Here is a 19,866-nt window from a genome sequence, read left to right on the forward strand (position 1 = left end):
CGCACGACGTCGACGATGACTGCTTCACGAACTTCCATGGCGGTGTCCTTTACTGGGCCTTCACGAGGTTGACGCCACCGTCGGCGGGAACCAGTGCGACTGTTTCGCCCACGAACTCGCGGGCTTCCATCTCGGCGAGCAACGCCGCATCTTCGACCTTGCCGTAGGCGCGCGAGCCGTCGCCGACGTCACCGATGACGAGGCCCCACTCCGGCGCGCCGTCGCGGCCGTGGGCGACGGTGTAGCTCGCCACGGTGACCGGCCCGGCGTGCACGTCGGTGATGGGAACGGTGGCGGGCGCGGGCGGTGCCGTCGGCGACACGACGTCGCCGGGATCCGTCGAATACACCGCGTAGCAGTGCTTCGTCATGTGCATCCCGACGCCGGTCACCAGACCGTTCGAACCCGGATCGGCGCGCAGGACGTCGACCATCGCCGCGATCGAGTGGAGCATGTAGTTGCTGCCGGCGCCGCCGGCGAAGGGCAGGCCACCGGTGACGGTCAGGCCCCGCGGGTCGTCGGGGGCGATGCCGAGGGCATCGCAGGCGAGGTGCACCGACGACGCGAAGCACGAGTACAGGTCGAGGTGGGCGACGTCGTCGACACCGATGCCGGCACCGCGCAGCGCTTCGGCGGCCGCCGCTCGCATCGCCGGCGACGCCGAAAGATCCTCATGCTCGGCGACGTAGACCGGGTCGGTGGCGTAACACCAGCCGCGCAGGTAGACGCGCCGATCCACCGGCACGCCGAGTTCGTCGGCCTTCGCGTGCGAGGCCACGATGACGGTCGACGCCATGTCGACGTCCATCACCGAGATCTCGTACTTGGTGTAGGGGTAGCCGACGAAGCGGTTCTCCGGCGTGGCGTCGCGCAACTCGTCGACGGTGCGCGCCTTGGGGAACCAGGCATACGGGTTGGTCGCCGCCACCTCGGACATCGGCGCCAGCAACTCGGCGATCTGCTGGCGGTAGGCGTCGGGTGCCGTGCCGAGCCGGGCGCGGCGGGCCACGTCGAAGACCGGGAACGTCAGCCACGCCTGGAACACGTTGTGCGCGGTCTCGGCGGGATGGAACGGCGCTTCGAACGGAAAGGGTGGCGGCTTCTCCGCCTTGAACGACCACGGCAGGCGCTCGCCCGCCTTCTTGGCCTGGCGCTTGGTCTCGAGCGCTTCGGCGCCGGTGATGACGGCGAGGTCCATGTCGCCTCGGATGATCGCTTCGGCGGCGTCGTCGACGAGCACCTGCGGCGTGGTGCCGCCGATGCCCGAATAGAAGCGGTGCTTGGGCGCGATCCCGAGCGAGTCGGCCAGCCGGTCGACGGGCGCGTCGTAGGACCACGCCATGCAGTAGACGATCTGCAACGAGTCGGCCGCCGCGAGCACGTCGCCTTTGGCCTGCGCGTCGGCCGCGGCGCGCCGGCACACGTCGTCCCACAGCGCCAGCGGTTCGGGCGACGGGCCCTCTCCGGGGTGCACCGTGCGCTGGGCGACGCCGATGATGCAGGGACTCCGCGGGTCAACGGCCATCGTCACGTACCGCTCCAGTTCGGTTCGCGCTTCTCGGCGAACGCCTTGGGGCCTTCCTTGGCGTCGTTGCTCGAGAAGATCTTGCCGGCAAGTTCGGACTCGATGGCGAAGGCTTCCTTCTGCGTCCCCGCGGCCATGCCGCGCAGCACCGACTCCTTCGTCGCCTGCACGGCGAGCGGCGCGTTGGCGTTGATGCGCGTGGCCCAGTCGACGGCGCGCTCGGCGAGTTCGTCGACCTCGACGATCTCGTTGAGGAGGCCGAGTTCGAGGCAGCGCCGCGCCGGGAACGCCTCGGCAGTCAGCAGGAACTCCATCGCGGCGGGAAACGGGATCTGCGCCGGGAGGCGGACCGTCGTGCCGCCGCCGGCGAACAGCCCGCGCTTGGGTTCCATCACGCCGAAGACGGCGCGTTCGGTGGCGATGCGGATGTCCACGCCGCCGAGCATCTCCATGCCGCCGGCCACGCACGGCCCGTCGACCGCCGCAATGATCGGCTTGTAGATCTTGAGGCTGCGCAGCACGGCGTCGGTGCCGTCGCGCAGCTTGCAGCCGTCGATCTCGTCGACGCCGCCCTTCTGGATCTCGGCCTGGAGTTCCGTGATCTGGGGTATATAGGTCTTGAGGTCGGCACCGGACATGAAGTGGCCCTCGACGCCGGTCACGATCGCCACCCAGTCGTCGGGGTCGTCGCGGAAGCGGCGCCACGCGTTGGCGAGGTCGCGGAAGTGGTACAGGTCCATCGAGTTGCGCGCCTCGGGACGGTCGATGGTGATGCGAGCGACGTGCCCCCCGAGCTGTTCGTAGTGAATCGGCATCGCCTCGGATCGTAATGTGACGCCCGTGTTAGATGATCTTCGGTTCCCCGGGCGGGGCCCCACCCCCGCCCTCCTCCGTCAGCGTGGGGGCCCCTCGCTCCGCTCGCCCCACGCACGGCCGTGATGTCGATCGCCATTGGCGAGGACCACGTGGCCCTGGCCGAAACGGTCCGCCGGTTCGCCGACGCCAATATCGGCTCGACGGTCGTGCGCACGTACGTGACGGCGCCGCCGGGCACCCTGCCGCCGTACTGGAACGACATCGGCGAGCTGGGTTGGCTGGGGCTGCACCTGCCCGAGAGCGTGGGCGGCTCGGGCTTCGGGTTTCTGGAAGCGGCGATCGTGCTCGAAGAATTCGGGCGCGCCTGTGCGCCCGGTCCGATGCTGGCCACGATTTGGGCGAGCGCCGTGCTCCACGCCGCGGGCGGTCACGACGACGTCGTGCGCGAACTCGCCACCGGCCAAGAGTGGGCGACGGTTTCGCTCGACGGCCAGTTCGCGCTGTGCGGCCACGGCGCCCGCTACATCGTCGTGCCGTGGCAAGACGGGTTCGGGTTCGCCCGCATCCACGGCACCAAAGACGTCGAGTCGCTCGACTTCACCCAGCCCCTCGCCACGATCACCTTCGACGACGTCGTGCCGCTCGCGGTCCACCGCGGCTGGGTGAAGGCGCTCACGGCCACTCTGTTTGCCGCCGACCTCGCCGGCGTCGCCGGCTGGTGCGTCAACACCGCCGCCGAATACGCCGCGGTGCGCAAGCAGTTCGGCCGCCCGATCGGCCAGTTCCAGGGCGTCAAGCATCGATGCGCCAACATGCTGGCGGCGACCGAACAGATCCGCGCCGGGGCGTGGGACGCGGCGATCGCGCTCGACACCGCCAGCGACGACGAGCAGCGCTTGTCGACCGCGGCCGCTGCCGCCGTCGGGCTCGACAACGCCGTGCAGGTCACGAAGGACTGCATCCAGGTTCTCGGCGGTATCGGCTTCACGTGGGAGCACGACGCCCACTTCTATCTCCGCCGCGCCGTCGCCACCCGCCAGTTGCTCGGTGGCGCCGAACCGTGGCAACGCGTCGTTGCCGACGCCGCGCTCAAGGGCGCGCGCCGGCACCTCAGCGTCGACCTGCCGGACGAAGCCGAGCGCGTCCGCCCCGCGATCGCCGCATTCGCCGACGAGGTCGCGGCGCTGCCCCGCGACGAGCAACGGGCCAAGGTCGTCGACGGCGGCTACTTCGTGCCGCACTGGGACGAGCCGTGGGGGCGCAACGCGCAGGCCGTCGAGCAACTCGTGATCGACGAAGAGTTCGCGGCCCGCAAGATCCGCCGGCCCAACCTCCAGATCGGCGCGTGGGCGGCGCCGACGATCGCGGCGCACGGCACGCCGGCGCAGCAGGAACGCTGGGTGCGCCCGACACTGCTCGGCGAGATCAACTGGTGTCAGCTGTTCAGCGAACCCGAAGCCGGCAGCGACCTCGCCGCGCTCAAGACGACCGCCACCAAGACCGACGGCGGCTGGTTGCTCAACGGCCAGAAGGTGTGGACGTCGTTCGCCCGCGAGGCCGACTGGGGTATGTGCCTGGCGCGCACGAACCCCAACGCGGCGAAGCATCTCGGCATCACGTACTTCATCGTCGACATGAAGTCGCCCGGTCTCGATATCCGCCCGCTCAAGGAGATGACGGGCCTCGAGATGTTCAACGAGGTGTTCATGAACGACGTGTTCGTGCCCGACGACGCAGTCATCGGCGAGGTCGACGGCGGCTGGCCGCTGGCGCGCACCACCCTCGCCAACGAGCGCGTCGCCATGGGCAGCGGTTCGTCGTTCGGCGGCGGCATCGAAGCGCTGCTGATGCTGTGCGCGGACATCAACATGAGCGGCCACGAGGCCGACCTCGGCGCCCTCGTCGCCGAGTCACACACCGTCGCCCTGCTCGGCCTGCGCTCGACCCACCGCAGCGTGAGCGGCGCCAAGCCGGGCCCCGAAGCGTCGGTGCGCAAGCTGCTCGGCGTCGAGCACGACCAGCGCACGCAGGAGTTCGGGCTCGGCTTGCTCGGCCCCGAAGGGGCGACAACCGTGGGCCGGGCGCAACAGTGGACCTTCGGCTTCCTCGGCAACCGCTGCCTCACCATCGCCGGTGGTACGAGCGAGATCCAGCGCAACGTCATCGGCGAGCGCCTGCTCGGCCTGCCCCGCGATCCCGAAGCGAACTAGCCGTGGCCGAACTGCTCACCGACCAGCTGCGCGCCATGGCCGAGAACTTCGCCGAGCGCGCCGCGGCCATCAACGTCACCACCAACGAAGAGATGACGTTTCAGCAGTGGAACGGGCGCTCGAACCAGCTGGCGCGCTGGATCAGCGCGCAGGGCGTCGACAAGGGCGACCGCGTCGCCATCGTGATCGGACCCGAGGCGCCCTTCGACTTCCTGGTGGCGTACTCGGCGGTGCACAAGGCGGGTGCGGTGGCGGTGCCGCTCAACACTCGCCTCGTCGAGCGCGAGCGCGACGCGTTGCTCGAACACTCCGGCGCCAAAGTCGTGCTGCGCGCCGGTGCGCTGATCTGCGACGGCGACGACTCCGACTACCAGGTGCCGCTGGAGAGCACCGACATGGCGGACGTGATGTACACGTCGGGCACGACCGGCCGGCCCAAAGGCGTTGTGGTGCGCCACGGCAACATCGCCATGGTGCCCAACGGCATGCCGGCGCGCTACACGACGAAGGGTTGGCTGCACGCGTCGCCGATGTTCACCTTCGCCGGCATCGCCTCGACCTACAACCCGATGAAGCTGGGCATGGCGTTGCTGTACATGCCCAAGTTCGACGTCGACGCCTGGTTCGACGTCGTCGAGCAACGCAAGCCGCGCGCCACCTTCATCGTGCCGGCGATGGCCGAGTTGTTGATCGCGTCGCCCCGCTTCGAGGGCGCCGACTTGTCGTCGCTCACCATTTGCTCGCTGGGCAGCGCGCCCGTCGCCCCCGGCACCGTGAAGATCCTCCAGGACAAGCTGCCCCAGGCGATGGTGTCCAACGCCTGGGGCATGACCGAGGCCGGCCCCGCGTTCTGCTTCATGCCCGAGGAGGAACGCGACAAGCGCGTCGGTTCCGTGGGCAAGCCGATGCCGCCGACGGAGTTCCGCATCGTCGACGAGGTGACCGGCGACGAACTGCCGGCGCGCGCCATCGGTGAACTCGTGGTGCGCAACCCCGGGCGCGAGCGCGAATACTTCAACGACGCCGACGCGACCGCCGCCACGTGGCGCGACGGCTGGCTGCACTCGGGCGACCTCGCCTACCTCGACGAGGACGGCTTCCTCTACATCGTCGGGCGCGCCAAGGACGTCATCATCCGCGGCGGCAACAACATCCACGCCACCGACGTCGAAGCCGTCCTGTACGAGCATCCGGCGGTGCAAGAAGCCGCCGTCGCGTCGATCCCCCACGACGTGCTGGGTGAAGACGTGGGCGCCTGGATCGTGCTCGTCGACGGCGCCGCTGCGAGCGAGGACGACATCAAGGCCTTCGCCGCCGAGCACCTCGCCGACTACAAGGTTCCCCGCCGCATCACCTTCGTCGACGAACTCCCCCGCAACGCCACCGGCAAAGTCGTCAAGAAAGACCTACCCGGCCGCTAACGCGTCGAGGTCGCGCGTCGCATAGGTCAAGAGCGCGAGATCCGGCATTCGTGCGTGGGTTGCCGCTCGGGGCTTCGACGTGCAGTTAGGGACGTGAGAGCCTTCGGTGAAGTGCCTCCAGCGTCCCCAACTGCACGCGAAAGTCGAGAGCGCCTAAGTGCCGCGATGTGCGGTTGATGCAGACCAGGAAAGCGTCCCCGCGGGGACGTCGCGACCCCAAAGCGGTTCCGCGGAACCGCCTTTTTCGCAACAGCAGGTGCCGGTCTCGCGCTCGCGGCTTACACGACCCGCGTACGAGTCTCGGCGAGAGACTCGTCCACAGGCGTGAGCGAGTGGCGCGAACTGCGGTAGTGCGGAGCATCCGACGAGGTTTCGTAACACAGAAGCGATCCCGCGACAGTCTGCATTGCAGACTCCTCTACACCGCACGTTGTGGACGAGTGTCCCGCGGACACTCACAACTCATGACGGCGAATCGGGAACCGCGTTCTCGCTATGGCGTCGTGGGACGGCGCTGACTCGCTAGCCCGCCGTTAACGCGTCGAGGTCGCGGGTGGCGTACGTCGAGTGCCAGTACAGCTCGTTGTTGACGACCCAGAAGACGGTGCGGACGCTGTGGTCGCCATAGGGGTGACCCGGTGACGCCTTGGCTTCGTAACGCGTCGCCAGGTCGTCGTCGGTGAGCGTCGCCGCGAAGGCGCGTAGCTCGTCCTGGTTGGCGCGCCATACCGCGACCACCTCGGCGAGCGACGGTGACGCGTCGAGGTCGATGCCCGGGTCGTGGCCCCGCGCCTCGGTGTGCGACAGCGCCAGCGCGTGATACGGCTCGGGCAGGTCGAGGACGACGTGGCGGAACCACGCGTCGGTGGCGTAGACGAGGTGGCGCAGCGTCTCGACGAAGGACCACTCGAGATCGACGTGGGCATGCACGGTCACTTCGTCGAGCGCCGACGCCCGCTCGATGAGCGCGTCCCAGAGGCCGAAGGCGACCTCGAGGTTGGCCCGCAACTCGTCGGCGGTGCGCAGCGTGCGCAACTGCTTGAGCACGGGGTGCTGGCGTTCGATCTCGGCCTCGATCAGCGGAGCCACCAGCACGCCGTTCATCGTCACGCCCTCGAAGTCGCCCTCGATCGACGCGTTCACGAGATAGGCGCTGGTGATCTTGGCGTTGGGGGCGAACACGTTGCGCAAGCGCGCCCCCGACGCGTTCAGGCCGGTGACGTCCTTACCGGCGAGGTTCGGCCCGGGCTCCGGCACGGCTATACCGCGCCGCTGAGCACCAGGTCGGCGAGGCGCTGGCGCTGCCAGCCCTGGCGCCCGAACAGCACGTCGTTGGCCTTGACGCGCCGGAAGAGCAGGTGGGCATCGACGTCCCACGTGAACCCGACGCCGCCGTGGACCTGGATGTTCTCGCCGGTGATCATGGCGGCGGCTTCACCGACGAAGCCCTTCGCCGATGCGGCGGCGGCTTCACGCGCCGCCGCGTTGACGTCGGTGCCTTCAGCGTCGCTCGCCCACGCGGCGTAATGCGTCGCCACGCGCGCCAGTTCGAGTTGGTGGAGCATGTCGACGATCTTGTGACGGATCGCCTGGAACGTGCCGATCGGGCGGTCGAACTGCACGCGCAGGCCGGCGTAGTTCGTCGCCATCTCGACGGCGCGGTCACACGCGCCCACCGTCTCGGCGCACAGCACGATGGCGATGTCGTCGATGACGCGGGCCAGCAGCGCCGTCTGGTCACCGGCGGGACCGACGTGGCGCGCCACGCGCCCGTCGAGGGTGAGGCGCGCCATCTTGCGGGTGACGTCGAGCGTCGGCACGAGCGTGCCGTTGGGATTGTCGACGGCGAAGGTCGCCAAGCGCCCGTCGTCGTCTGTACGGGCGACGACGTAGGCGAAATCGGCGCTGTGACCGTCGAGCACGAGCGGCTTCACGCCGTCGAGGACCCAGCCCTCGGCCGATTGCCGCGCCGTCACATGGATCGACTCGAGCGGGTTGCGCTCGCCGGACTCCTCGACGGCGAGCGTGCCGCGCACGCGCCCGGCGGCGAGATCGTCGAGCACGGCGGTGTCGCCGAGGCGCAGCGCGGTCAGCGTGGCGGCCACCGACGACGACAACCACGGCGACGGCAGCGGCAGCTTGCCCATCTCTTCGGCCACGACGACGGCTTCGAGCATGCCGAGCCCCGACCCGCCGTTCGCCTCGGGGACGAAGAGGCCAGCCCAACCGAGGTCGACGAGCTTGGACCAGAAGGCGTCGGTGAACCCGCGCTCGTCGTCCATCATCGCCCGCACGTAGGTGCCGGGCGCTTCGGCGGCCAGGAACGAACGGGCGACGTCGCGCAGCGCGTCCTGCTCAGCGGAGAAAGTGAAGTCCACGGCGGCGCAATCTAACTGTCGAGGGCGTGCAGGTTCTGGCCCATGAGCGAGGCAACGCCGCGCACGGTCACGTTGTCGATCGGCGCGTTGGTGAAGATGACGATGCGAGACACCACGTTGCCGTCCCGCACGTCGATCTGCGTCGCCGCCCGCACGCTCTTGCCGATCTTGATGGCGTTGACGACGGCCAGCGCCTGCTCGAACTCCTTGTGCAGCCGCACGATGCGCACCAGCAGGACGCGCTGATGCACGCCCTGATGCGTGACCGTCTCGAACTCGGGGCACCCGGCCGTACTGTCGGCCATGCGGGCGTCGAGGATCTTCTTGGCCGTGCCCTCGGGGAGCCGCGTGACGATCTGAGCCGCCTGGAGCGCATCGGCCTTGATGGCGACGCCCGCCGCGTCCTTTACCGACAGCGCGGGAACCTTGGCCCCGCACGGACCGCGTGGATCGGGGTCGGCGAAGTAGGTCGTCTGTGTGAGCGACGTGACCACCGCCGTCGACAGACCCGGCACCTGCCGCAGCTGCGTTTGCGTGAGCAGCGCGGGCGCCAGCGGTCCGGTCTCACCCGCCGTGATGGCCGCGGCGTTCGACTTCTTCGCGCCGTTACCGCCGCCGCACGCGCCCACGAGCACCGCCACCAGCAGGATCCCGACCGCGCGCCGCACGGGGCGACGCTATAGCGTTGACCGCGAAAGTGACGTAACTGTCACAAACCGAGTTGGGGGAATTCACGTTGCGGAAGAGCATCAGTCGGGTCGTGGTCGCGCAGGTACTGGCGGTGATCGGCATCCTCGCCATGAGCGGGGTCGCGGTCGCCGTCAGCGGCGGCGAGTACGCACCCCACGAAATGGACTGCACGCCCGGTGCCGACGCCTACGACCAGCCGGCGGCGCAGCCGGGGTGCCACACCCTCAAGGTCAACGTCGAGAGCGGCGGGACCCGCTACGCCGAGGTGGGCGTCGACCAGATGCCGAGCGGCTCCAACATCAACCCGGGGCTGTTCGGCGAAGGCTCGCCCGGGTCGGACAACTTCCCGCACGCCTTCTGCGCGGCGGTCAACACCAACGGCACGGGCGGTGGGACGGGGAACGACTGCGGCACCGACGCCGCCAACCCGCACGGCACAGGCGCGCACATCCGCGGCGATCTCAACAAGAAGAAGGTCACCGAGGAACTCGAGCAGAACGTGCCGCACCGCCCGGGCACGATCGCCAACGTGGCGGCGAACGGCGTCGACGTTCGCCTTGGCGCGGATGACAACCTCGACGGCGGCGAGCACGACGGCGCCGACGGCAAGGACAGCACGGGCACCAAGGGCGTGCAGAACGGTCCCTCCGACGGCGGCGCCGTGCGCGTGTTCGTGCACCCGCAGAACGCCACCAAGCCGCCGACCGCGTACAACCCCATCCCGGTCGCCGGCGCCAGCTTCGGCTCGTGCGCCGACGGCATCTGCGAAGACGCCACGACGTACCGCCACACCGTCTACCGCGGCGACGGCAGTGGGTCGCGCAGCGTCGCCGATTACGACGGCAAGCAGTGGGACCCCTTCGGGTGCTCGGGTGCCGACCTGAAGTCCGAGCAGGCGTGCGACGCCGGGCCGGGCAAGCCGCGCAACCTGTCGGACTGGAAGGCCACCGAAGGCGAGACCCACGCCGACCCGGGCGTCCAGATCTACGAAGACCCCGACGCCCAGGGCTCACCCATCGATCCCATTTCCGAGCTCCGCAAGGGCCTCGGGATCGACGACGGCACCACGCCGCTGTATCCCCTGCCGGGCATGTACCTCGGCACGTGCGGGGTCATCGTGAAGGGGGCCCGCAAAGGCCCCAACGTCTGCGGCTGACGCCTAAGTAGGGTCGCGACGTGGACTTTGCCCTGGAGCCCGAAGACGAAGCGTTTCGCGACGAGCTGAACGCGTGGCTCGACGCCAACCTGCCCGAGTTCCTCGAACAGGGCGAGATCGGCACCGAGTCCGAGGACGGCGTGCGCCGCACCATGGCGCGTCGCCAGGCGTGGCAGGTGCGACTCAACGAAGGCAAGTGGGTCGCCATCAACTGGCCGATCGAGTGGGGCGGCCGCGAGGCCACCACGATGCAGAACGTCATCTATTCCGAGGTGATGGCGCGGCGCAAGGCGCCGGGCATCTACAGCCCCAACGGCATCTGGCAGATCGGCCCGATGATCATCCGCTGGGGCACCGACGAGCAGAAGCAGCGCTGGCTCCCGCACATCCTCGACGCCACCGAGCACTGGTGCCAGGGCTTTAGCGAGCCCGAGGCCGGTTCCGATCTCGCCAACCTGCGCACCACCGCGGTGCGCGACGGCGACGAGTACATCGTCAACGGCACGAAGATCTGGACCTCCACCGCGCAGTTCGCCAAGTGGGGCCTGTTCCTCGTGCGCACGGATCCCGAAGCCATCGCCCGTGGCGAGAAGCACGTCGGGATCACCGCGCTCATCGTCGACATGGAACTGCCGGGGGTGCAGGTCAACCCCATCCGTGAAATCACCGGCGACGCCATGTTCTGCGAAGTCGTGTTCACCGACGCGCGGGTGCCGGCCAAATATCTGCTCGGCGCCGAGGGCGACGGCTGGAACGTCGCCATGGGCACGCTCACGCACGAACGCGCCGGCACCGGTTCGATCGCTATCGGTTTGCGGGCGGAGCTCGACGAGATGATCGCGGCGGCGCGGGAGCACAACCCGGACGCCCTCGACGACCCCGGCATCCGCGATCGCGTCGCGCGCATGTACACCCAGATCGAATTGACGCGCCTCCTCAACGCCCGGGCGCTGTCGAAGACGCTCAAGGGCGAGCGCACGTTCCCCGAGAATCAGATCGCCAAGCTGCAGTGGTCGCACCTCAGCCAGGCGCTCGCCGAGTTGAACATCGACATCCTCGGGCCGATGGGCATCCTCGCCAAGGGCGGGCCCGACGCGCTCCAGCACGGCCACGCGGCGCACAACTACCCGTGGATGCGCTTCACCTCGATCGGCGCGGGCGCCACCGAGGTGCAGAAGAACATCATCGCCGATCGCGCCATCAAGCTCCCGAAGCGGCAGTAATGGCCTTCGACTGGAAGGACAAGCGCGTACTCGTCACGGGTGCGTCCTCGGGAATCGGCAAGGGCCTCGCTCTGCGGTTGGCATCGCTCGGCGCACGCGTCGGCATCTGCGCCCGTCGTGAAGCCGAACTCAGCGCCGTGCTGAAGGCGTGTCAGGCGACGTCGCCCGGCTCGGCGATGTGGTTGTGCGACATGGCGATCCCCGAAGAGGTCGACCTCCTCGTCAACGGCGTGAACGAGTCGTTCGGCGGTCTTGACGTGCTGGTGAACAACGCCGGCATCCCGAAGCGCAAGCACATCCTGCAGACCGATCAGGCGATGGTCGAGTACGTGATGCGCGTCAACTTCCTCGCGCCGACGCAGCTCACCTTCGGGCTCCTGCCCGGCATGCTGGAGCGCAACGAAGGGCGCATCATCAACGTGTCGTCGGTCGCGGCGACGCTGTCGTCGCCGGGCGAGGCGGCCTACGACGCGTCGAAAGCGGCGCTCGCCGTGTTCTCCGAAGCGATGGCGGTCGACCTGTGGGACCGTGGCATCAAAGTGATGGTCGTGTACCCAGGGGTCGTCGACACGCCGCTGTTCGACCTGCCGGACAACAACCCGCTGCCGGCCTCGGCGCCGGCGAAGATCACCGTCGACGAGATGGTCGACGCCATCCTTGCGGGCGTCGACGAGGACGCCGTCGAGGTCTACGCGCCGCAGTGGTTCAAGGACATCGCCGTCGGCAAGGCGCAGAACACCAAGGGATTCATCGAAGGCGCGGCGGCCTGGCTGCGCGACACGCAGCAGACCTAGTCAGGCCAGCGCGTCGACCGCGGCGTCGAGAGCGCGCACGAACACGTCGGCGTCGGGCCACACGTCGGGATCAACCGTCACGCCGAAATTCAGCGCACCGTTGTACGACAGCACGGCGACGCCGAGGGTGAGGTTGCCGGCGAGGGGCACGATGGGGAACGCGTCGAGCATCTTGGCGCCGTGGACGTACAGCGGCACGGGTGGACCGGGCACGTTCGTCACCACCAGGTTCACCAGCGGCTGATGATCCATCAGCAAGTGCGCACCGTGCAGCATCAGCGGCGGCAGGAGGTCGGCGAGCTCGAGCAGCACCATGCTGGCGCCCGCTTCCCCCGACGCCTTCACCGCCTGCATGGTCTCGGTGATCGTGGCCAAGCGCCTGAGCGGGTCGCCGATACCGATCGGCAGCGGCACGACGAATCCCGCCACCTCGTTGCCGAGCGCGGTCGACTGATCGGCACGTCGGAACGAGACGGGTACGAGAATCTTCACGATCGCGTCGGCGTCGAGGCGCTCGCCCCGTTCGAGTAGGAGCGCACGGGCCGCGGCGGTGACGACCGCGAGCACGACGTCGTTGACCGTGGCGCCGTGGGAATCACCGATCTTCTTGAACTCGTCGAGACGCTGACCGGCGAACAGCAGGCGGCGGTGGTCGCCCAGCGGCGCGTTGAAGGCGGCGGGGGGCGCGAACACGCCATGACCGTCGCCGCTGAGGGCACCGAGCGTCTCGTTCACGCGCCGCGCCATGTGCAGCGGATGGTGCAGGGCTGTGCTCGCCCCGGCGCCGATCGTGATGGCCGCGTCGCGCGTGCGGTCGACGATGGCGGCGCGCACGCGGTCGATCGATCCGGGCGCGGGCGCCGCGTCGGGCAACGGTGGGTACGCCACCGGTGCCGGGGTGGGCTCGAGGTCGAGCAGCAGCGACGCCAGACCGACGCCGCCGACCCCGTCGGCAACCGCGTGGTGCACGCGCTCGAGCAGGACGACGCGCCCGTCCGCCTCGCCGGTCAGGAACAGCATGTGCCACAGCGGATGCGCGTGGTCCAACAACTCGGAGTAGCGCTGCGTGAGGAGGTCCATCACCGTTGCGTGATCGCCTGGCGCGGGCACGGCTTCGACGGCGACGTGGTTGGCGATGTCGAAGGCGTCGTCGTCGACCCAGATCGGCCGGCCAAGCTCCAGGGGAACTTCGGCGAGGCGCTGGCGCAGCTTGGGGGCAAGACCCATGCGCGCCATGACGGCGGCGCGCAGTTCCTCGAGCTTGAACACACCTTCTTCGTCGAAGAACGGCGCCGCTTCGAAGAAACCGACGGACGCGACATGTAGTGGCGCGTTCGGTCGCTCGATGCGGATATACGCGGTTTCGAGGGCGTCGAGGCGGTTGTTCATGCTGGGGCTCCACACGCCACGACCTCGTCGAACGCGTCGGCCAGGCATTTACGGAGCAACGCCGGATCGGAAACGGGCTTGGTGTCGCACAGCACCGCCACGCAGCACGTGTCGAGGTGCGAGAGCAGCGTGATGCTCAGCGCCGCGCCCGTCGGTGGAGCGAAGGCGTACATCGCACTCACCGAGGCGCCGCCGAGGTACGCCGGCTTGGTGAGCCCGGGGACGTCGACCACGTCGACGTCGATGTTGCGCAGCATGTCGCCGAACACGCGCGTCACCATCGGCGTGGGCAGGCGGGCCAGCAGGGCCGCGATGATGTCGGTCAGCTTGAGCGCCGGCTCGCCCCGCTCCTGGCGCACGATGCCGCGGGCGATCTGGGCGCGGGCATGCACGTCAGGATCGTCGATCGGCATGACGAAGCGAGCGGGGGCGAAGCGGTTGCCGCCCGAGGCGTCGCCTTCCTCACGCAGGCTGATCGGCATGGTGAAACGCAGCGCCGGCACCGGCGCTCCCAGGTGCACGTGATACGCGCGCAGGCCGCCGGCGACGCCCGCGAGGAACGCCTCGTTGAGCGTCACTTCGAGCGCGGCCGCGGCTCGGCGCAATTCGGAGAGTGGGACGTCGATCGTCTCCATACGACGGTCGAGGCTGCGGCCGGTGAGAACGGGCGACAGCGGCGCCGCCACCGGCGCCAGCATGCGCCCGACCGAACTGATCAGGTCGGCCACCTGATGGACAGGATTGCCAACACGATGGGCGGCGGCGACGGGCGGCTTGGGCGGCACGACGGCGGCGACGGCGTCCGTGTCGTCGTGGTCGAACAGCAACGACGCCCATTCGACCCCACCGACGCCGTCGGTCATCGAATGGTGGAACTTGAAGACGAACGCGGCGTGCTTCTCGTGCAGGCCGGCGAGCACGGTGCACGCCCACGGCGGGCGAGCCATGTCGAACGCCGTCGTGGCATCGGCCTCGGCGATGTCGAGCACGTCGCGCAGGCGACCGTTGGGACGGGTGTGACGGAAGTGCACGTGGTGATCGAGAGAAAAGTCCGGATCGTCCTCCCAGTGCATGGCACCGGCGAAGCCCGAGACGATGCGCTGCCGCAGCCGGGGGATGAGTCCGACGGCACGCGCAAAGTTCGCCATTACCCCGTCATGGTCGGGCACCTCGTCGAGCCACCCCACGACGACGACCGGTGAGCGCAGCACCGGATCCGTTTCGATACGCCACATCAACGCGTCGGAACTCGAAAGCTTCGGCGCGACGTTCGCATTCGCATTCGCAACCATGGATCGCACCTTCTGCCCGCGCGGCGCGCGACAACAGGGCCGGAAGTCCACGCGGACGGGGCTTGCGGCCCTACTTGACGCATACCTCGCGGGCTTACGGTCGCCTGATGATGCGAAGGAATGTCTTGATCTGGACGTCGGTCGTCGTGCTGCTCGCCGCCACGGCTTGGATCGTCGTGGCACCGTGGCAGCTCATCCGGTATCCCACGAACCTCGACGAGACGCTGCACTACACCGGCACCGTCGCCATACCGGTGACCCCCGGCGCGTCGTCGGAGGTGCGCCAGCCGCTGTCGATCACGCGTCACATCCGCGTCGTCAAGTCGACCTTCGACAAGGTGTGGATCCGCGAAACGATCACCAACCACCTCGGCAGCGACGTGCGGGTGCAAGAGAACGGCTACATCCTCGACCGCCGCACCATGAAGCCGGTCGCCGGCGACGGGAACTTCGCCTTCACGCCCAGCAACAAGGTCACGCGCTCGGGTGCGTACGCGCAGCCGCAGTTCCCGATGCACGTGGCGTCGTCGGGGGCCTACAAGGTCTGGAGCGACGACACCGCCTCGGTGTTCGACGCGTTGTCGAGCGGCGACCACGCCAAGTCGGGCAAGCTCGATCTCATCGTGCTGCGGGCGCACGCCGCGCCGCATCCCGTCACGGCGGCCTACCGTGAGTTCCTCGGCCTGCCGGCGACCACGACGCTGGCCGACGCCGCCAAGCTCGCCAACGTCGATCTGAACACCGTCATGCAGTCACTGGCCGGCGTGCTGCCGGCGTCCGCCATGGCGCAGCTGGTGTCCCTGACCACCGAACCGCTACCGCTCGCCTACCAGCTCGAGTCGACGGGAACCGTCGGCGTCGAGCCGCTGACGGGCGGCGTCGTGCAGGTGAACGACATCGGCAACCGCCTCACGGTGTCGCCCGAGCTCGCCGAGCTCCACTTGCGCACGGTGTTGGCCGACTACGCCCTCGACCCGACGGTGCGCACGGTGCTCGACAAGTTCGACGAACTGGCGACGCGTCCGCCGGTCACTGCGATGGCGCTGTCGTACTCGGAGACACCGGCGTCGGAGCGCGCCGCCGCCCACGCCGCCGCTGACCTGCGCAACAAGGCCCGGCTCGTCACCATCTGGGTTCCGGCGTGGGCGTCGATGGGAGCGCTCGTGTTGATCGGCGCAGCAATCGCCCTGTCGCGGCGCAACGAAGCCGTGCCCGCCGACGCCCATCCGGCGACACACCACTGGTGGCAACACCGAGCGGCGTAAACCGCTACAACGTGTCGCGATAGGTCATCGGCAACAGTTCGATGAGTTGCCCGTCGGGGTCGCGGACGAGCGAGACCATCCCCTTGAAGCTGCGATCGGCGAGCACCTCGCCGCCGTAGGCCGCCGCCTTCGATTCGGTGTCTTCGACATCGTCGACGCAGATCGAAAGGTGCGTGAGCCCCGGCTCGTTGAACGGCCGCTCGCGGGCCTCGGCGACACCACCGCGCTCGAAGGCCATCAACTCGAGCACGACGCCGTCGATCGTCAGGTAGGCGGCGCGCATGCCGATGGGTGCGTCCAAACCGAACATGTGGCTGACCGCGCCGTCGGGCACGGTGATCTCGTTGCGGAAGGCGAAGCCGAGCACCTCCTCGTAGAACCGCCGCGACCGATCGAGGTCTGACACTGCCAGGCCGACGTGATTCACGATGGCGCTCATAAGCTTGAGCCTATGGACAACCCCATGGCGCCTGCGATCCCGGAGTTGACGCCGCACCAGGAGGTCGCACTGCTGGCGCGGCTGCTGTACGCCGAGGGCTACGACGACCATCTCGCCGGCCACATCACGCAACGCCAACCCGACGGCACGATCCTCGTTACGCCGTGGGGCCTGACGTGGGACGAGATCCGCGCGTCCGACATCATGCGCATCGACATCGACGGCAACGTCCTCGAAGGCAAGTGGACGGTCACGCCGGCCATCCCGCTGCACCTCGAGTTCCACAAGGCGCGGGCGGATGCCGACGTCGTCGTGCACAACCACCCGCGGTGGGGAACCATCTGGGCCGACCTGCACCGCGCCCCGCCCGTCTACGACCAGACGTCGGCGCAGGTGGCCGACGATCCGCTGGTGTACGACGACTTCAACGGACCGGTGAACAGCACGGAGAACGCCAAGGCGTGCGTCGAGGCGCTGGGTGACGGGCGCATGGCGCTGCTGGGCAACCACGGCGTACTCGTCGTCGGCAAGGACATTCAGCAGGCGCACCACCGCTGCGTGTTCCTCGAGTGGCGCTGCCGCCAGGCATGGCACGTCGAGGCGATCGGCCAGGGCGTGCCGGTGAAAGCCGACGTGTGGAAGCGCTTCGGCACGGCGTTCGACCACATCTCGTTCCCCGGCTTGTGGGACGCAATGGTGCGACGGGAGTTGCGGCGTGACCCAGACGTCCTCGCTTAACGACGAACTCTTCCTGCCCGAGCCGTCACCCCGCGACGTGTTCGCCACGATCATTTCGGTCGACGACCACCTCGTCGAACCGGCCGGCATGTTCGAAGGCCGCCTGCCGCGCGCGCTGCAGGACCGGGCGCCCAAGATCGTCGTCAACAAATTCGGCCACGAGGTGTGGGAGTTCGACGGCAAGACGTTCAGCCAGGTCGGCCAGAACGCGGTCGCCGGTCGCCGGCCGGAGACGGTGAAAGTCGAGCCGTTCCGCTTCGACCAGATGCGGCCCGGTTGTTACGACATCGACGCCCGGGTCCGCGACATGGACATCAACGGCGTGTGGGCGTCGCTCAACTTCCCCTCGATGATCACCGGCTTCTGCGGGCGCGTGTACTCGCAGTGCTCGGACCCCGAGCTCGGGTTCGCGGTCACGCAGGCGTTCAACGACTGGATGCACGACGAGTGGTGGCAGCCGCATCCCGATCGCATCATCCCGATGGGCATCACGTGGCTCGCCGATCCCGAACTCGGCGCCCAGGAGATCCGGCGCAACGCCGCGCGCGGCTTTGTCGCCGTCACGCTTCCCGAGCGGCCCCACGAGATCGGACTGCCGTCGATCTTCAGCGACTACTGGGAGCCGATCCTGCGCGCCTGCGCCGAAACCGACACCGTCGTGTGCCTGCACGTCGGGTCGTCCGGCCTCGGCACCGCGCCGCCCGACGTCGGCATGGCGATCCTGCCACTAAGCGCCACGCTGTTCGGTCAGCAGTCGCTCACGGCGTGCGCCGAGTGGCTGTGGTCGGGGTGGGCGGTGAAGATCCCGGCGCTGAAAATCGCGATGTCAGAGGGCGGCGTGGGTTGGGTGGCGATGCTGCTCGACCGCCTCGAGAACATCGTCGACCGCTCGCGCTACGGCCTCGGATGGGACGAGCGTCCCGCCGACGTGCTGCGGCGCAACTTCTGGTTCTGCACGATCGACGACCCGTCGACCATCGACACGCGCCACACGATCGGCGTCGACCACATCATGGTGGAGGTCGACTACCCGCACGGCGACTCCACGTGGCCCGACACGCAGCAGGTCATCAAGGAAGCGTGGGGTCACATCGATGCCAAGGAACTGCGGATGATGTGCTGCGAGAACGCAGCGACGCTGTTCCGTCACCCGTTGCCGGAGACGGTGCTGCCGCGCTGAGCGGCCTGGAACCACTCCTCGATGCGGGCGCGGCGGCCGAGGCCCGGGTTGAGGCGGAACCGCTTGCCGCCGGCGCGCAGCACGCGCACCCCGAGGCCGTTCTTGACCGAGAAGCCGTTGCGCAGGTCGACCTTGCGCAGGCCCAGCAGCGAGTGCGCCTCGATCCGCCCGTCCTCCCGCAGCGACACGCGGTAGGCGGCGGTCCCGAGGAGGTAGACGCACAGGGCCCACACCGCGTAAGCGATGGAGCAGCGGCCCCACTGGTTGTTGTCGGCGAACACGATGCCCGCCATGGCGAGGCCGGCGAGCAGGATGGCGTTGGTCCAACCCGTCACCCGGCGAGCTGTCCGCGGCAACCTCAGGTCTTGCACGCCGCCAGTATTTCCTCGTCGCGGGAAAAGTCGTAATCGAAGGCGGCGCGGCCTTCCTTGTCGAACCAGGCGTAGCTGTCGGCGTAGGCCTCGGCGAGGGTGAACGACGGCGTCCAGTCGAGGTCCGCGAGCGCCTTGTCGATCGCATACACGGTGCCGCCGAGGATGCCCTCGCCCCAGTGGATGAGCGGCGGGTGCTGGCGGCGGGCGACCTCGAGGGGCACGTGCACGATGTTCGGTTCGACGCCGACGGCGTCGGCCATGCACCGCATCGACCCGAGCACCGACGTGTACTCGCTCCCCGCGACGTTGTACGCCTGCCCGATCGCGGTCGTATTGCCTGCGAGGCTGACCATGAGGCGAGCGACGTCCTGCACGTGCACGAGGTGGACGAAGGGGAACCCGTCGGCCGGGATGAAGATCGGCCGCCCCTCCTCAAGACGCTTGAAGAAGATCGGCTCGCGGGTGACCAGCGGCGTGTGCGGTCCGATGGTGTGGGTGACGCGCAGCGCCGTCGCCGGCAACCCCGACTCCTCGAACAGCGCCTGGAGGTGATCTTCGCACTGCACCTTGCCGACGCCGTAGGCCTTACCCGGATGCGGGTCGTCGGGAGCGTGGCGCGGGAAGTCCTCGCGCACCGGTTGGATCCAACTGCGCTTGTAAGCGGCGACCGACGACGTGAACACGAGTTGCTGCGCGCGGCCCGCGAAGGTCGCGACGACCGGTTCGAGGTCGGCCACGCGGTAGGACGCGTTGTCGTAGACAATGTCGAAGTCGTCGCGCACCGGCGCCAGCGCGTCGGCCAGCGCTCCGGGAACCTGCCGGTCGACGTGGATGCGGCGCGCCCCGTCGGGCAGCGCGGCAGCGTGGCTGTTGGCCACCGTCACCTCGTGGCCTTGGCGCGCCAGCTCGAACACGAGGTGGAGACCGATGTAGCGGTTACCGCCGAGAACCAGAGCGCGCACGCCGCGACGGTATC

Annotated in this window: 18 protein-coding genes; 8 read left to right on the forward strand and 10 right to left on the reverse strand. The window is 68.9% G+C overall.

What is annotated here, in order from left to right; translation table 11 throughout:
• Positions 1-49 precede the first annotated feature (49 nt).
• Together VHC63_03470 and VHC63_03475 are read right to left on the reverse strand one after the other, a co-directional pair.
• Positions 50-1,525 carry a hypothetical protein gene (locus tag VHC63_03470; GenBank protein HVV35636.1) on the reverse strand — a complete coding sequence of 492 codons (1,476 nt, stop codon included), beginning with the start codon at positions 1,523-1,525 and terminating at the stop codon, positions 50-52.
• 2 nt (positions 1,526-1,527) lie between these two features.
• Positions 1,528-2,340 (reverse strand): enoyl-CoA hydratase-related protein, encoded by an 813-nt coding sequence (locus VHC63_03475; GenBank protein HVV35637.1) that lies wholly within the window; start codon positions 2,338-2,340, stop codon positions 1,528-1,530.
• Positions 2,341-2,463: 123 nt separating this feature from the next.
• Between VHC63_03475 and VHC63_03480 the strand changes: the two genes are divergently transcribed.
• Complete coding sequence (locus VHC63_03480; protein ID HVV35638.1) at positions 2,464-4,551, forward strand: acyl-CoA dehydrogenase; 2,088 nt, start codon at positions 2,464-2,466, stop codon at positions 4,549-4,551.
• 2 nt (positions 4,552-4,553) lie between these two features.
• The gene (locus tag VHC63_03485) at positions 4,554-5,972 is read left to right on the forward strand and encodes an AMP-binding protein (GenBank protein ID HVV35639.1); all 1,419 of its coding nucleotides are present in this window, start codon (positions 4,554-4,556) and stop codon (positions 5,970-5,972) included.
• 522 nt (positions 5,973-6,494) lie between these two features.
• On the opposite strand, the gene VHC63_03490 is transcribed toward VHC63_03485, so the two are convergent.
• From VHC63_03490 to VHC63_03500, 3 genes are read right to left on the reverse strand one after another with little or no spacing between them, the layout of a single operon-like run.
• Positions 6,495-7,229, reverse strand: a complete 735-nt coding sequence (locus VHC63_03490; protein ID HVV35640.1) for a DinB family protein — start codon at positions 7,227-7,229, stop codon at positions 6,495-6,497.
• Positions 7,230-7,231: 2 nt separating this feature from the next.
• Positions 7,232-8,350, reverse strand: a complete 1,119-nt coding sequence (locus VHC63_03495; protein ID HVV35641.1) for an acyl-CoA dehydrogenase family protein — start codon at positions 8,348-8,350, stop codon at positions 7,232-7,234.
• 11 nt (positions 8,351-8,361) lie between these two features.
• The gene (locus VHC63_03500) at positions 8,362-9,018 is read right to left on the reverse strand and encodes a hypothetical protein (GenBank protein HVV35642.1); all 657 of its coding nucleotides are present in this window, start codon (positions 9,016-9,018) and stop codon (positions 8,362-8,364) included.
• Between the two features lie 92 nt (positions 9,019-9,110).
• Between VHC63_03500 and VHC63_03505 the strand changes: the two genes are divergently transcribed.
• The 3 genes from VHC63_03505 to VHC63_03515 are packed head-to-tail and all read left to right on the forward strand — an operon-like array spanning position 9,111 to position 12,213.
• Positions 9,111-10,196, forward strand: coding sequence for a hypothetical protein (locus tag VHC63_03505; GenBank protein HVV35643.1), 1,086 nt, complete (start codon positions 9,111-9,113; stop codon positions 10,194-10,196).
• A 20-nt stretch (positions 10,197-10,216) separates the two neighbouring features.
• A complete protein-coding gene (locus VHC63_03510) occupies positions 10,217-11,419 on the forward strand; it encodes an acyl-CoA dehydrogenase family protein (protein ID HVV35644.1) in 1,203 nt (400 codons plus the stop codon).
• Entirely contained in the window at positions 11,419-12,213 is a 795-nt protein-coding gene (locus VHC63_03515) for an SDR family oxidoreductase (GenBank protein ID HVV35645.1), read from the forward strand. The genes VHC63_03510 and VHC63_03515 overlap by 1 nt, the downstream gene beginning before the upstream one ends.
• On the opposite strand, the gene VHC63_03520 is transcribed toward VHC63_03515, so the two are convergent.
• Complete coding sequence (locus tag VHC63_03520) at positions 12,214-13,602, reverse strand: wax ester/triacylglycerol synthase family O-acyltransferase (protein ID HVV35646.1); 1,389 nt, start codon at positions 13,600-13,602, stop codon at positions 12,214-12,216.
• Positions 13,599-14,894, reverse strand: a complete 1,296-nt coding sequence (locus VHC63_03525) for a wax ester/triacylglycerol synthase domain-containing protein (GenBank protein HVV35647.1) — start codon at positions 14,892-14,894, stop codon at positions 13,599-13,601. Before VHC63_03525 ends, VHC63_03520 begins: the two co-directional genes overlap by 4 nt.
• 107 nt (positions 14,895-15,001) lie before the next feature.
• Here VHC63_03525 and VHC63_03530 point away from each other — a divergent pair, with 107 nt between their 5' ends.
• Positions 15,002-16,159: a porin PorA family protein gene (locus VHC63_03530; protein HVV35648.1), complete on the forward strand. Its 1,158-nt coding sequence runs from the start codon at positions 15,002-15,004 to the stop codon at positions 16,157-16,159.
• A gap of 4 nt (positions 16,160-16,163) precedes the next feature.
• Here VHC63_03530 and VHC63_03535 read toward each other — a convergent pair whose 3' ends face one another.
• Positions 16,164-16,598, reverse strand: a complete 435-nt coding sequence (locus VHC63_03535; protein ID HVV35649.1) for a VOC family protein — start codon at positions 16,596-16,598, stop codon at positions 16,164-16,166.
• Between the two features lie 12 nt (positions 16,599-16,610).
• Between VHC63_03535 and VHC63_03540 the strand changes: the two genes are divergently transcribed.
• The gene (locus VHC63_03540; GenBank protein HVV35650.1) at positions 16,611-17,336 is read left to right on the forward strand and encodes a class II aldolase/adducin family protein; all 726 of its coding nucleotides are present in this window, start codon (positions 16,611-16,613) and stop codon (positions 17,334-17,336) included.
• Positions 17,314-18,516, forward strand: coding sequence for an amidohydrolase family protein (locus VHC63_03545; protein HVV35651.1), 1,203 nt, complete (start codon positions 17,314-17,316; stop codon positions 18,514-18,516). Before VHC63_03540 ends, VHC63_03545 begins: the two co-directional genes overlap by 23 nt.
• Here the strand turns inward: VHC63_03545 and VHC63_03550 are convergent.
• Together VHC63_03550 and VHC63_03555 are read right to left on the reverse strand one after the other, a co-directional pair.
• Positions 18,483-18,887: a hypothetical protein gene (locus VHC63_03550; GenBank protein ID HVV35652.1), complete on the reverse strand. Its 405-nt coding sequence runs from the start codon at positions 18,885-18,887 to the stop codon at positions 18,483-18,485. The genes VHC63_03545 and VHC63_03550 overlap by 34 nt on opposite strands.
• Complete coding sequence (locus VHC63_03555) at positions 18,875-19,852, reverse strand: NAD-dependent epimerase/dehydratase family protein (protein HVV35653.1); 978 nt, start codon at positions 19,850-19,852, stop codon at positions 18,875-18,877. Before VHC63_03555 ends, VHC63_03550 begins: the two co-directional genes overlap by 13 nt.
• Positions 19,853-19,866 lie beyond the last annotated feature (14 nt).

The sequence above is a fragment of the Acidimicrobiales bacterium genome (genome assembly GCA_035546775.1).
GTDB lineage: Bacteria > Actinomycetota > Acidimicrobiia > Acidimicrobiales > JACCXE01 > JACCXE01.